General features: G+C 41.0%; 16 protein-coding genes. 10 read left to right on the top strand and 6 right to left on the bottom strand.

Annotated features, from left to right (window positions below; all coding sequences use genetic code 11):
* Together RI557_RS10055 and RI557_RS10050 are read left to right on the top strand one after the other, a co-directional pair.
* Window positions 1-215 (top strand): T9SS type A sorting domain-containing protein (locus RI557_RS10055; protein WP_310683570.1); only part of this gene is annotated, 215 nt, incomplete at its 5' end.
* 133 nt (window positions 216-348) lie between these two features.
* Window positions 349-699, top strand: coding sequence for a DUF5004 domain-containing protein (locus RI557_RS10050; RefSeq protein ID WP_310683568.1), 351 nt, complete (start codon window positions 349-351; stop codon window positions 697-699).
* A gap of 55 nt (window positions 700-754) precedes the next feature.
* On the opposite strand, the gene RI557_RS10045 is transcribed toward RI557_RS10050, so the two are convergent.
* Window positions 755-1,249, bottom strand: coding sequence for a transposase (locus RI557_RS10045; protein WP_310668429.1), 495 nt, complete (start codon window positions 1,247-1,249; stop codon window positions 755-757).
* Window positions 1,250-1,381: 132 nt separating this feature from the next.
* On the opposite strand from RI557_RS10045, the gene guaA reads away from it, so the two are divergent.
* The 5 genes from guaA to RI557_RS10020 are packed head-to-tail and all read left to right on the top strand — an operon-like array spanning window position 1,382 to window position 6,736.
* A complete protein-coding gene (gene guaA / locus RI557_RS10040; RefSeq protein WP_310668430.1) occupies window positions 1,382-2,911 on the top strand; it encodes a glutamine-hydrolyzing GMP synthase in 1,530 nt (509 codons plus the stop codon).
* Window positions 2,912-2,945: 34 nt separating this feature from the next.
* Window positions 2,946-4,772 (top strand): LysM peptidoglycan-binding domain-containing protein, encoded by a 1,827-nt coding sequence (locus tag RI557_RS10035; protein WP_310683565.1) that lies wholly within the window; start codon window positions 2,946-2,948, stop codon window positions 4,770-4,772.
* The gene (hemF, locus tag RI557_RS10030) at window positions 4,772-5,671 is read left to right on the top strand and encodes an oxygen-dependent coproporphyrinogen oxidase (protein WP_310683560.1); all 900 of its coding nucleotides are present in this window, start codon (window positions 4,772-4,774) and stop codon (window positions 5,669-5,671) included. Before RI557_RS10035 ends, hemF begins: the two co-directional genes overlap by 1 nt.
* 4 nt (window positions 5,672-5,675) lie before the next feature.
* Window positions 5,676-6,233: a DUF4920 domain-containing protein gene (locus RI557_RS10025; protein WP_310668433.1), complete on the top strand. Its 558-nt coding sequence runs from the start codon at window positions 5,676-5,678 to the stop codon at window positions 6,231-6,233.
* Window positions 6,233-6,736, top strand: a complete 504-nt coding sequence (locus tag RI557_RS10020) for a hypothetical protein (protein ID WP_310683558.1) — start codon at window positions 6,233-6,235, stop codon at window positions 6,734-6,736. The genes RI557_RS10025 and RI557_RS10020 overlap by 1 nt, the downstream gene beginning before the upstream one ends.
* A 200-nt stretch (window positions 6,737-6,936) precedes the next feature.
* Here the strand turns inward: RI557_RS10020 and RI557_RS10015 are convergent, their stop codons facing one another.
* From RI557_RS10015 to RI557_RS10005, 3 genes are read right to left on the bottom strand one after another with little or no spacing between them, the layout of a single operon-like run.
* Window positions 6,937-8,139, bottom strand: coding sequence for an MFS transporter (locus RI557_RS10015; protein ID WP_310683556.1), 1,203 nt, complete (start codon window positions 8,137-8,139; stop codon window positions 6,937-6,939).
* A gap of 57 nt (window positions 8,140-8,196) precedes the next feature.
* Window positions 8,197-8,673, bottom strand: coding sequence for a DUF2254 family protein (locus RI557_RS10010; protein WP_310683554.1), 477 nt, complete (start codon window positions 8,671-8,673; stop codon window positions 8,197-8,199).
* The gene (locus RI557_RS10005; RefSeq protein WP_310683552.1) at window positions 8,618-9,520 is read right to left on the bottom strand and encodes a DUF2254 domain-containing protein; all 903 of its coding nucleotides are present in this window, start codon (window positions 9,518-9,520) and stop codon (window positions 8,618-8,620) included. The genes RI557_RS10010 and RI557_RS10005 overlap by 56 nt, the downstream gene beginning before the upstream one ends.
* Before the next feature lie 97 nt (window positions 9,521-9,617).
* On the opposite strand from RI557_RS10005, the gene RI557_RS10000 reads away from it, so the two are divergent.
* Both RI557_RS10000 and RI557_RS09995 read left to right on the top strand, forming a co-directional pair.
* Entirely contained in the window at window positions 9,618-9,863 is a 246-nt protein-coding gene (locus tag RI557_RS10000; protein WP_310668437.1) for an AbrB/MazE/SpoVT family DNA-binding domain-containing protein, read from the top strand.
* Window positions 9,854-10,183, top strand: coding sequence for a type II toxin-antitoxin system PemK/MazF family toxin (locus RI557_RS09995; protein WP_310668438.1), 330 nt, complete (start codon window positions 9,854-9,856; stop codon window positions 10,181-10,183). Before RI557_RS10000 ends, RI557_RS09995 begins: the two co-directional genes overlap by 10 nt.
* A 53-nt stretch (window positions 10,184-10,236) precedes the next feature.
* On the opposite strand, the gene RI557_RS09990 is transcribed toward RI557_RS09995, so the two are convergent.
* Both RI557_RS09990 and RI557_RS09985 read right to left on the bottom strand, forming a co-directional pair.
* The gene (locus RI557_RS09990; protein WP_310683572.1) at window positions 10,237-11,124 is read right to left on the bottom strand and encodes a 3-hydroxybutyryl-CoA dehydrogenase; all 888 of its coding nucleotides are present in this window, start codon (window positions 11,122-11,124) and stop codon (window positions 10,237-10,239) included.
* 65 nt (window positions 11,125-11,189) lie between these two features.
* Complete coding sequence (locus RI557_RS09985; RefSeq protein ID WP_310683550.1) at window positions 11,190-11,612, bottom strand: hypothetical protein; 423 nt, start codon at window positions 11,610-11,612, stop codon at window positions 11,190-11,192.
* 118 nt (window positions 11,613-11,730) lie between these two features.
* Between RI557_RS09985 and recN the strand changes: the two genes are divergently transcribed.
* Entirely contained in the window at window positions 11,731-13,383 is a 1,653-nt protein-coding gene (gene recN, locus RI557_RS09980; protein WP_310668440.1) for a DNA repair protein RecN, read from the top strand.
* The last annotated feature ends 178 nt before the right edge of the window (window positions 13,384-13,561 follow it).

The raw sequence follows: 13,561 nt of genomic DNA, 5'->3' as shown, positions 1-13,561 counted from the left end.
ATCCTAATCCTACTTCTGATAGGTTATTTGTTAGTAACACTGATATTACTGGAGAGACTCAATTTGAAATTTATAGCATAGCCGGAAAAATCTTAGCTAAAGGATTACTCAATGATAATAATGGAATAAATATAAAAAGATTAAATCAAGGCATTTACTATTTAAAAATAGAAAATCAACATTTTACAGAAATTATAAAGTTTGTAAAGCAATAGGCAAAACCAATACATATGTTATGTAATAGCTACTATGATCGTTTAGGTTTATTTTAGTTCTTAAGAATCTAATCAATTTACAATATCAATGAAAGAAATAACCTACCTTTACAATAATCTAATTTTGAATACTATGAAGTTATTAAGTTCGTTTTTAAGTATTTTCTTTCTCGTTGCAATTCACTTTTCTTTTAGTATCGGTTCTGAGAAAGATGTATCCGGAACTTACGGAGGTTGTTGTGTAGAGTCAAAGGTGGTTTTGGTTTTGAACGAAGATCAAACTTTTGAATACCGCGATCATTCTGATGTTCATAATAAAATTACCACATCAGGTAGTTGGGAACTCGATGATAATGTTATTCAACTTACTGATTATGATGCACCACAAAAAATTCACCACAAGTGGAGAATTGAAAAAGACGGCAAAGCGATAAAATCGAGAAAAGGATTTGCGTTTTACCGTTTAGTGAAACAATGTTTGTAGTGGGCCGCAAAATTTTGCGGCCCACAGATAATCCCCCTACAACAGACCAAACCGATCACCAATTTTTCGGATTATCAATTATATATTTTCTAATTCTGTAAAAAGATTTTTCATTTCTAATGATGTGATCATGGTACCGGGATTGCCATTTGAATTCGATGTCATTCATTCTGGCATATTTTGTCACACCTGTTTTAAAACCCCGAACAATAGAACCTAAATTCTGCGATTGTGGTCCGAATTTGTTTGGTTGAATAACACTATCATTAGGATGTATTTGTTTGTCGATAATGATGATACCGTGAATATGATCAGGCATGATGACAAATGCATCTAATTTGACAAATGGAAAATGATCGGGAATCTCAGACCAGTATTGATTGGCAACCTGACCAATATCAGAAAGATACATTTTAGTATTCTTAATTTCTCCAAAAAAATGGTTTCTATCTGCAGTACAAATTGTTACAAAATAGGCAGCATTAGATCCGTAATCCCAGTTTTTTAATCTGTTGGTTTCATCTTTGAATTTCTTACGATGGTTAGTCATTTTGATATGATTGAGGTTCCTTTCTCAAACCTAACCATTTCCCCTGTTCATTCAAAACCACATGGTATAGGGGCGCAAAATTTTGCGCCCCTATACCATGTGGTCTGAAAATTGAAAAATATACTTTTGCACATGCAGGAAAAGATACTCATTCTCGATTTTGGTTCGCAGTACACGCAGCTCATCGCGCGCAGAATTCGCGAACTCAATGTTTATTGTGAAATTCATCCGTTTAATGACTTCCCGGCTCTCGATGAATCGGTAAAGGGTGTAATCCTTTCGGGTAGCCCGTTTTCTGTGCTCGATGACGAGGCTCCGCTACCGGATCTGACCGAAATAAGAGGCAAAAAGCCGCTTCTCGCTGTTTGCTACGGGGCGCAATGGTTAGCCCACAACAATGGGGGTAGCGTGGCGAAATCCTCAACGCGTGAGTATGGTCGTGCCAACTTGTCGTTTATTCACGATCAGAGCCCACTGCTAAAAGACATTCCGCTCGAATCACAGGTGTGGATGTCGCACGGTGACACGATTCAGGAATTGCCAGATGAGGTGGAGATCATTTGCAGCACGCCTGATGTGAAAGTTGGTGGTTTTGCATTTGAGAACGAACAAACGTTCGGAATTCAGTTTCACCCTGAGGTATCGCACTCTGTTGACGGTAAAACGTTATTGAAGAATTTTTTGGTCGATATCTGCAATGTGGCGCAAGACTGGACACCGGCTTCATTTGTAGAGGAAACTGTTCAGATCCTGAAAGACAAGGTTGGCAATGACAAAGTTGTAATGGGCTTATCTGGCGGTGTGGATTCATCCGTTGCAGCAACGCTTCTTCACAAGGCGATTGGCAAAAACCTGTACTGCATTTTTGTGGATAACGGCCTGTTGCGCAAAAACGAATTTGAAAATGTGCTGGAAGACTACAAGGAATTGGGTCTGAACATTAAAGGAGTAGATTCGAGCAAGCGTTTTTACGAAAAACTGGAAGGAGTTTCAGATCCTGAAGAAAAACGCAAGATCATTGGGAATATGTTCATCGAGGTGTTTGATGACGAAGCACATCAAATTGAGGATGTTACCTGGCTCGGACAGGGAACAATTTACCCTGATGTAATAGAATCAAAATCGGTTAAGGGACCAAGTGCCACGATTAAGTCGCACCACAACGTTGGCGGATTACCGGATTTCATGAAGTTGAAAGTGGTAGAGCCGCTCAACACATTATTCAAAGACGAAGTGCGCAGAGTAGGACGTGAAATGGGCTTGCCTGAGAATTTACTCGGTCGTCATCCGTTCCCGGGTCCGGGATTAGCGATTCGTATCCTTGGTGATATCACGGAAGAAAAAGTGAAGATTTTGCAGGAAGTGGATCACTATTTCATTCAGGGTTTGAAAGATGAAGGATTGTACGATGATGTGTGGCAGGCAGGAGCTATTTTATTACCGGTACAAAGTGTTGGTGTAATGGGTGACGAGCGGACTTACGAAAATGCTGTAGCTTTAAGGGCTGTAGAGAGTATTGATGGAATGACTGCCGATTGGGTACATTTGCCCTATGAGTTTTTGGCACGCATTTCGAATAAAATAATCAACAATGTTAAGGGAATTAACCGCGTTGTTTACGATATTAGCTCCAAGCCTCCCGCTACGATAGAATGGGAGTAAGCCAATTCGGGCTCTGACCGTTAAAAATAAGATTATGAGTAAGCTGCTGAATATCATTTTTTTATCGCTTTTTCTTGTGCTTTCCACCCAGTCGTGTAAAGCTCAGCAAACGCCTGAAACGGTGAAAGTGGATGGCGATAAGTACTACGTGCACATCGTGAAAAGTGGGCAAACGCTGTATGCCATTTCAAAAAAATATGCGATTGACGTTGCGGAGATCAAAAAAGCAAATCCCGAACTGGATATCGAAGGGTTGAAAATTGGGCAGAGTGTTTTGATTCCGAAAGATGAGGTGGACAGGCGTGAGTTCAAGAAGAGTGATGTATCCATCTCTGGCGATACGATTTTCCATAAAGTGGTGAAAAAAGAGACACTTTATTCGCTTTCAAAAAAATACGGACTGGGGATTGATCAAATCCTAAAGATCAACCCGATTGTAGAAAAGGAAGGCCTGGAAACGGGAATGACAGTGAAGATTCCGTATAAATCGGGTAAATCTATTGAGACCGAAGAGCTCGAAAAACCACGTGAAGATTCACTAAGGTTGCACATTGTTCAGCCGAAAGAAACACTTTACTCGCTGAGCAAGGAATACGATGTTTCAATTGATTCCATTCAGATTATCAATGACGGCTTGCAGGAAGGTTTAAAAGTTGGAACAACCATCCGCATTCCTAAATCAAATCCAAAATTTGCTGAGTTTGAAAAGCAGGACAGCATTATTCAGGATAGCCTCAAAGAAGTCAACTGGGTGCAGACAAAACCCTTCGAGATTGCTGTATTTCTGCCATTAAAATTATGGCAGGCCGATACACTCGATTCACTCGGTTCTGATGTAAAAGAACTCATGATCGACAACACTTCTAAGATTGCGCTCAACTTTTATCGCGGATTGAAAATGGCTGTTGACACGCTCAATGAACGTGGAGTTTCAGCAAATATTCACGTTTACGATACCGGAGGAGAGGTTGACACGCTTAAATCTAAAGTTGAAAATGATACGCTTCTATACGATCTGGTTATAGGACCAATGTTCAGATCCAATTTTGAGTGGCTCGTCAAGCATTACGACACTCTCAACATCCCGATGGTTTCTCCGGTGCCTATTTCATCAAAGTTTTTGTTGAGTAAGGATAATGTCGTGAAAGTACATCCGGGATCTGGAGCGCAAATGGTTCGTTTGGCTCAGTATATTGGAAATACACATTCAGATTCAAATCTCGTGTTGTGGAACTCTTCACGTTTCAGTGACCGAAATCTCGTCAAAATTGCACGCAAACATATCAACCAGTGTGTTGGTCAGCTCGGGCATGATAGTGTAATGGAGATGTCGGCTTACACACCTTCAAAAAGTCGAATATTCACCACGTTTAAGGATTCTACTCATTACACACTATTTGTTCCCAGCAAAGAGCAGGCTTATATCAGTCAGTTCATTACATCATTGAATGACCTTTACCTCTCAGATAAAGGTGTAACATTTACCATTTTTGGTTTGAATGAATGGGCCGGTTATGATAACCTGGAAATCACTTCTTATCAGAACCTGGATATTCACATTCCCACTCCTCGCTACTTAGAGTACGATTCTCCGGCTGTCATAAGCGTTCTGAAAGATTATCGCAAATTGTACGGTGTTGATCCTGATGAATTTGCGCTACTGGGATATGACGTAAGCCATTACTTCATCACATTGTTAGATGAATACGGTCCGTACATGTTAAGCCACCTTGAAAAATCGAATAAAAACGGGTTGAGTGTCAAATTCAACTTTGTTAAACTGGGAGCTGAATCTGGCTACGAAAACCAGGCGATATATATTTTCCGCTACAAGAATTACGAAAAAGATAGAGTGCATTAATGCCACAGAAAGAAGAAATTGCAGATTGGTTCAGAGAGCTGCAAGACGATATTTGTCAGCAACTCGAGCAGACTGACGGAAAAGCAAAGTTTCACGAAGATAACTGGGATCGACCGGGAGGTGGTGGAGGTCGTACACGCATTATTCGAGATGGAAATATCATCGAAAAAGGCGGAGTGAACTTCAGTGCTGTTCACGGTGAGTTACCTTCAAAAATCAAAGAAGCACTAGGAGTTGAGGGACAAGACTTTTACGCTACAGGAATCAGCATCGTAATTCACCCGATCAACCCCTGGGTTCCGATTATTCATATGAACACCCGCTATTTTGAAATCAGCGGAGAAACGTATTGGTTTGGCGGTGGCATCGACCTCACTCCGCACTACATTGACAAAGAGCAGGCTCGTTTTTTCCATAAGCAAATCAAAGAAGTTTGTGATCGCTACGATGCGAATTATTACCCTGAGCACAAAAAATGGGCTGATGACTACTTCTTTATCAAGCATAGAGACGAAACCCGTGGTGTGGGCGGAATCTTTTTTGACAAAATGAAAGAAGATAAAGAGCACTCTAAACGTGATATTTTCAATTATGTACGCGATGTAGGAAAGCTTTTTGCTCCCGTTTATACGAAGTTCATGAAACAAGGAGCTAAGAAGCCTTATGGCGAAGATGAAAAGCAGTGGCAACTCTTGCGCAGAGGACGATACGTGGAGTTCAATCTCGTGTACGATAAAGGCACAAAATTCGGACTCGACACCTCCGGTAGGATTGAAAGCATCCTGATGAGTTTGCCAAAATTGGCTTCGTGGGAATACAATGTAGTACCTGAACCACAATCAAACGAAGAAGAAACATTAAATTTGCTACGAAAAGAAATCGATTGGATAAATATTTAAGAACATGAACAAGTTAATCTTAGCCGCAACAGTTTTTGCCATCGTATCGTGCGGAGGCAACGCAAACAAAGAAAAATCTAACGAAAAAGGATCTGACCAAAAAGCCGATAGCGCTATGGTGGAGGAAAAGACTGAAGATTCTAAAGAAACAACTGAAGAAGTTGAGTATCCATACATGGCCGGTGCAGAATTTGATCAGTCTAAAGCGATCTCAACTGATGAGTTAGCGCAAAAACTTCAATCCTTTGATGGTGACTCAATGTCAGCAACAGTAAAAGGTAATATCAAAGAAGTTTGCCAAAAGAAAGGTTGCTGGATGCGCATGCAGGTTGGAGAAAGCGAAGAAATGATGGTTCGTTTCAAGGATTACGAATTCTTTGTGCCACTCAACAGTGCAGATCACAAAACAACTATTGACGGAAAAGTTTATTACGATACAATCAGCGTAAAACAATTGAAGCACTACGCTCAGGATGCCGGTGCACCAGCTGATTCACTCGAGAAAATCATCGAGCCAAAAGTGACACTAGCATTCCAGGCAAACGGAGTGGTTGTTGAGTAATGCGCACGTTTTTAAAATACATAATACCGGGAATTGTAGTGCTGTGGTCGTTTAGCTGCGGCAATTCGCAATCAGGTGACGGTCAGAGCCAAAATCAGCCTACCGACTCGGCAAAAGTTGAAAATAAACAACAGCCAGATGAGTCAAAAGGTGGCGGAGTTATGCGCAAAGAAAGTGAGTTAGCAGCGTGGATGAAGAACAAGCACGATCAACTCGCTATGATTCGCGAAAAACTCGAAAAAGGTGAATCCATTCCAGATTCTATCAATTGGAACTGGGAAGCGATTTACACCGCTCAACGCACCGATGAGGATGCGAGTGGCGAAACCTTTGACGGAATGGCTCAGGCGTTTCTCACTGAAATGAAAAAGACAGTAGAAACAGGCGATGTTAAAGCGTACAACCACGCTGTTCGTTCCTGCGTCAACTGTCATGAAAACTACTGTCCCGGACCAATTTCTAAAATTCAGCGACTCAAAATAACAGATGCTGAATCGATGTGAAGTTGTACAGTTTTGAAAAAGAAAAGGCTTTCTCGAAAATCGGGAAAGCCTTTTTTTGTTTAAGTAGGATTGAGGTTTGGTAGTTTGAACACAACTACAATTTTTCTAAAGTTTCGAACTTTAGAAAAGTTGTATTTCGCTCGAACGAAGAGAGAGCATATTTCTTTACATCACTCTTGAGCGTAACGAAAGAGTATAATTTACTTCCCCGCCATTCTAAACTGAATAATCAATGCAGAGATTAGTGTGAGTCCGCCAATGATTAAAATCGCATATTCAGAGCCCAGGTAATCAGCAATAAATCCTGTTAGTATTGCACCAATTGCGTAGCCCATGTCGCGCCATAGTCTGAATACACCAATACTTTTAGGACGATCTGTAGGATGAGTAAAATCGGCAATGGCAGCCATGAAGTTGGGGTAAACGAGAGCTGTTCCGGCCCCCAAAATGATTGAGTAAATGACGAATTCAGCGTAGAGATCTGACCAAAACAAACCGAGTAGCGCAGCAGCCTGGAGCAACATGCCAAGGAAAAGAATGCGCTTTTTGTGAAACATATCTCCTAATCTCCCTGTAACGAGCTGTCCAAATCCCCAAACTCCCGGGTAAATAGCCGTGATAATCCCGATCTCAGCTAATGTGAAATTCCTGGCAGATAGAAGAATTGGGAAAAGTCCCCACATCATGCCATCGTTGAGGTTGTTGACTACTCCGGCTTGTGTGATGGAACTCAGGTTTTTGTTGAAAAGTGTGGTGTCAGCAAAGATGTTTTTGAGTCTGGGGAAATTGCTTTTAGCTGTTTCTTTGGCTACGTGATGCTTCGTGTCTTTTATTAGAAAAACACTACTGAAAAGTCCGAGTGCTATTAACCCAATCCCGATATAAAAAGGGTAGGGCCTGATTCCGTAATTGGAAGCAATAAACCCTGTAAGCATCGCCACCAGTGCAACAGCTACGTATCCCGCAGATTCATTTAATCCCATTGCCAATCCGCGGTTCTTTTCTCCCACGAGGTCGATTTTCATGACAACCGTACTGCTCCAGGCGAGTCCCTGGTTTATGCCCAGGAAGATATTTGCAGCGATAATCCAGTTCCAGTTATCAGCAAACATGAGAATGAATGGAACCGGAATAGCGAAAATCCAACCCAAAGTGAGCAGTTTTTTGCGTCCTGTTTTGTTGGCCAGCGCCCCAGCGTAGTAGTTGGAAACTGACTTGACAACTCCAAATACAGCAATGAAAGAAAGGATGGCTGTTTTGGCTGCGATTCCAAATTCTGCCTCAGCAACTTTTGGTAAAATGCTGCGCTCCAGGCCAACCATTCCGCCTACAAAGCCATTTATAATGACAAGAAGCGTAAATTGCTTCCAATTCTCTTTTAATCCCAGCTTTACATTTTCCATAGAGCGATAATTGGCTGCGAAAATAGATACATACTCAGGAACTCAAAGTGATGAAGGTTACTGGTCAGATCCATCACCAAAAATCAGCTGACTCCGCTTTTTGACGTCAATGAAGTCATTGTGTTCGTCAAATGAATCTGAGGCCATGTTCAAAACCATTTTTGCGTGGATTTTGACAGCTCTTTTGTAGTAAGGTCTGTGGGTGAATTCATGGATGGTGATAAGTGCTTCCAGTAATCGGATCACAACTGACGGACTACCACTTGCGAATTGTCTTATTTGATTAAAAGCTGCATCTAACATGCCTTCGTAAGTGAGCGCATCGGCAATTACACGGAGATCTCCATCTTCATTGTAACGATATTTTGAAGGGAACTTCACAGTTGTCAAATAACACATGGTAGAAGTGAGGTTATCAATACAGGAAATAGCTGTGTACGGATCGTTGACACCCGGTGAAAGGGCTCTGACCGCTATTTCAACCATTTGGTGGATGGAGTGCTCCAGCGTCCTGGTACTTGTTTCGGGTTTCACTGATAATAATTTGATTGGTGAAAAAATTGATTTGCTCATCTGAGAGTTCTTTGTTAGTGAAGATAGTGGCAGCTTCAACACTGAAAACGATATAGTCACCTGGTCTGTAATGCAGTTCAATGAGTCCGCTCATGTCATTGACCTTTTGTAAAAGTGAATCGTTGTTGATGTATTGTAAATAGCCGCTTTTAGGCGCTTTAATTTTAGTCTTATTCGAGTAAGATTCTTTGATTTCCTGTTCTTTTGGTTCGTGATCTTCACCGTGTTCCTCACCAATTTTTTCAGGGAATAAAACATTGAGGTTTTTATTGAGAGACTCGGAAATATCAGAGATGACTTTATCGGCCTGTATTGTGGTTGCGATGTGGTGAATAAAAACGATGAGCAGGATGATATTGGAAAGCGAAGCAAAGAGAGATAACAAAATGGAGATAGAGGGAAGGAAGTCCATATCACCGTTTTCTTTGATCGTATTGAGGACAATGAGGCAGTAGATGTAAGTTGCAACGTAAGAACCCAGCACAACCTGGTTGAGTCGGTCGTACATGAAGTTTTTGATGAGTCGTGGTCCAAATTGTGAAGAAGCAAGTGTAAGGGCAACGAGTGTAATCGAAAAAACAGTTCCGGCAACTCCAATCATCGCTCCTGAAATGGTGGTGAGAATGCTCCTTGCAGAGTCGGCACTATCGATAAATAAGTAGCGGCCTATACCACGATGCGATATTTCGACAATACCATCAATGTAAATCGAAATGATCGCTATAGCTATCGTTCCAACTATGATGAGAGAAGGAACAAACCAAAAGGTAGAAGTGAGTTGGTTCCAGAAAAAATTGAGCTTTTTCATAGCTCAGCTAAGATAGGGAAAGTTGATAAAGAGTCTGTAAAACTTTAAAATTTGAAATTCGTTTAAAAGTAATAACTTTGTAAGTACATCTATAATTATGGAAGTATCAGTAATCAAAATAGGAAACTCAAAAGGTATTCGATTATCTAAGGAACTCCTTAAACAATATCATATTGAAGATAAAGTCGAACTCATCTTTAAGAAAGGACATATAGTATTGAAACCTAAGAAAAAGCCACGTGAGGGTTGGGAAAAAGCCTTTGAAGAGATGCATAAACAGGGAGATGATAATCTATTGATTGATGATGTGTTTGAGGACGAAGATTTTGAGGAATGGTCATAAACCAATATCAGGTTGTAATAGTAAGTCTTGACCCTACAGTTGGTAGTGAAATTAAAAAGACCAGACCCTGTCTTGTTGTATCTCCTTATGAGATGAATAAGTCTTTGAAAACTATTGTTGTAGCACCAATGACCACGAGAATCAAGCCTTATCCTACAAGACTAAGTCTTACTAGTTCAAATGGAAAAGTTGGTCAGGCTGCAATTGACCAAATTAGAACAGTTGATAAAAAACGAATATTAAAGATTGCAGGTAAGATATCTGAAAAAGAAATAGAAGACTGCAAAAAGATAATAAAAGAAGTATTTCTTGATGAATAGTAAAAAAGCCGCAATAACGCGGCTTTTTTACTATTCAATAATATCACTCCCGATTACTTAAAAGAATCAGAAACCACGAGTTCTTTTGTCCCGTGACTCCAGTCGTAAAAGCCTTCACCGGATTTTACACCGAACTTGCCGGCAGTTACCATGTTCACGAGGAGCGGACAAGGTGCGTATTTTGGATTACCGAATCCTTCGTACATCACGTTGAGGATACTGAGGCAAACATCAAGACCGATAAAGTCTGCTAGTTGGAGTGGACCCATTGGATGTGCCATTCCGAGTTTCATCACAGTATCGATTTCCTCAACACCTGCAACACCTTCGTGAAGTGAGATAATCGCTTCGTTGATCATCGGCATCAAGATACGGTTCGCTACAAAACCGGGATAATCGTTTACTTCAGTTGGCGTTTTACCGAGTTTTTTCGAAAGATCCATGATGAGATTTGTCACCTCGTCTGATGTAGCATAACCGCGAATCACTTCAACCAGTTTCATAATCGGAACCGGATTCATGAAGTGCATTCCGATTACTTTATCAGGTCGGTTCGTTTGAGCCGCAATTTTTGTGATCGAGATTGATGAAGTATTCGATGCCAGGATTACATTGTCATCTGTTACTTCACTCAATTCTTTGAATATTTTGAACTTCAATTCAATATTTTCAGTAGCAGCTTCCACAACCAAATCAACACCTTTAGCACCTTCAGCCGTATTGGTGAAAGTCGTGATATTTCCCAGTGTTGATTCCTTATCACTCTCGCTGATCTTTTCCTTTTTGATCATGCGATCGAGGTTTTTCGTGATAGTCGCGATTCCTTTATCGAGCGAATCCTGCGAAATATCGATCAGTGAAACCGCATAGCCGGTTTGTGCAAAAACGTGTGCGATGCCGTTTCCCATCGTTCCGGCACCAATAACTGCAACTTTTTTAATATCTGCCATATTCTGTTTTATTTATTTCGAGTTTATCAAGTTTCAAAATTATACAAGCAAACAAACTAATTGTTGTTGAATCGTTCTTTTGCTTTCTCCTTTTTGCCCATAATTTGGATGTAGTAATTTACCGCGTCACTGCCCACTTTTTTGCGCTCTACATTGAGGTACGCCTCGTACTTTTTTGTTTTGAACCAACTCCATTTTACAATGTAAAAATTGAATTGTTCACGCGGATGAATATTGGGGTCACTTTTCATGAAATTAGCGAGAAATAGCGTATCGCCTCGTTTTACTTTCACCTCTTTTTCTTTAAAAGGCTCACCGCTTTGTTCCTTGTTGTGGATGAAAACTTTTACACTTCTTCCTGCATTGTTGTAAATGTAGTACTGGTGCTGGTATTCATCAACTTCCTGTGCATTTACGGTCAGAACCGAAAACACGCCACACAGCAAAGCGATTGTCATGATAGTAAAATTGTTGTTCATAGCGGTTGTTATTTTATTCACTTGCGAATTTCAAAGGTAAGTGAAACGTCAATCAGGAAAAAATTCCTGTAGATGAGCTTTGAGCTTTTGTTGAGGGAATATTCCTAATTTCGCAATCGTGCTGTCACATCTCAAAATATCGAACTACGCCATCATTGAGGAACTCGATGTTGCCTTTGAAAATGGTTTTGTCGTGCTCACCGGAGAAACGGGAGCGGGGAAGTCCATTATCCTGGGCGCTCTGGGACTTGTTCTCGGTGAAAGAGCTGATCTTTCGGTTCTGAATGTAAAAGAACAAAAAGCAATTATTGAAGCGGAGTTCGACATCAAAAATTACGGATTAAAACCGTTTTTTGAGATGCACAATCTCGATTTTGAACCGCTTACTATCGTGCGGAGAGAAATCACACCTTCAGGGAAAAGTCGTGCTTTTGTGAACGATACGCCTGTTAAGCTGAATGTTGTAAAAGAACTCAGTTCCAGGTTGATCGATGTGCACGCACAACACCAAACGTTATCCATTCAGCAATCTGATTTCCAGCTCGATCTGGTAGATCGTTTTGCCGGCATAGCAGACCCGGTTCGCGAATATGAGGCGGTTTACGATGGCTGGAAACAGGATCTGACCAGGTTGAATGAATTGCAGGAACAGGAAAAAGAAGCGCGAGCTCAGGAGGATTATTTCCAGTTTCAGTTTGATGAACTAGAAAAAGTGGATTTGTCTGCAGAGCAACACGAACAGGATGAAAGCGATTTACAACTACTGGAAAATGCTGAGGATATCAAACGCGCTTTTTACGAAAGCAGTGCCGGATTGAGTGAGGGAGATGGAAATGCATTGGAGCGATTGAGAGAAGTGAAGCAACTGTTGGGTGAAATCAAAGAGTTTGGTGACAAACCGGCTGAACTTTTCGAAAGACTGAACAGCAGCTTAATTGAACTCGAAGATATTGCACAGGAATTATCCAGTGAATCTGAAAATGTGGATCTCGACCCTGAACGACTCGAAGTTATTCGCGAACGAATGGATGAGGTGAACAGATTGATGCACAAGCACAATGTTCAATCGGTTAGTGAGCTGGATGAGTTGAAAAGCAATTTGTCTGATAAGCTCGAAAAAATGGGTTCGTTGAGTGATGAAATTGAGGATTTGACCAATAAAATTCAATTGGAGGAAGACGAACTTATAAAAAGAGCACAACAGCTATCAAAAGCACGGAATGATGCATTGAAGCCTCTTGGACAAAAGGTTGAGGAGTTGCTTCGAAAATTGGGCATGGAAAAAGCTGAGTTTGAAATTGATTGTCAGATCCAGGAGAACCCGGGGCCAAAAGGGATTGACGAGCTTACTTTTCTTTTCTCTGCCAATGCCGGAATGCCAAAACGGGAAATCAGTAAAGCAGCCAGTGGTGGTGAACTTTCCAGGTTGATGTTGGCGTTGAAATATATTTTGAGTCAGCACAAAAATCTACCCACGATTATTTTTGACGAAATCGATACGGGCGTTTCAGGAAAGATAGCCGGAATGCTCGGTAAAATGCTTCGGGATTTAGCCCAAAATATGCAGGTTTTTGCGATTACCCATTTGCCCCAGGTAGCAGGACAGGGAAATCAGCATTATCGGGTTTTCAAATACGAAGAGGGCGGACTCACAAAGTCCCAGCTCAAGTTATTGAGTGAGAATGATCGTGTCGATGAAATAGCTTCGATGCTGAGTGGTGAAGAGAGGGGAGAAGCTGCTGTTCAAAATGCCCGGGAATTACTAAAGTAAGTTGCTTTTAAATGTGCACCGTACCTACGGCACTTAGAGGAATAGAACTCTGGGTTTTAGCCCAGAGTATTTAACAATGAAATTATACATGAAGTGCTGTAAGCACGATCCACTAAAATTTCAACGTTAATTGCACGCCACTTCCCCGCGCTTTTTTCTCCAAATTACTCAATGTTAC

This window comes from Salibacter sp., from assembly GCF_031581065.1.
Lineage (GTDB): Bacteria > Bacteroidota > Bacteroidia > Flavobacteriales_G > Salibacteraceae > Salibacter.
This window is presented reverse-complemented; position numbering and strand designations above follow the sequence as displayed.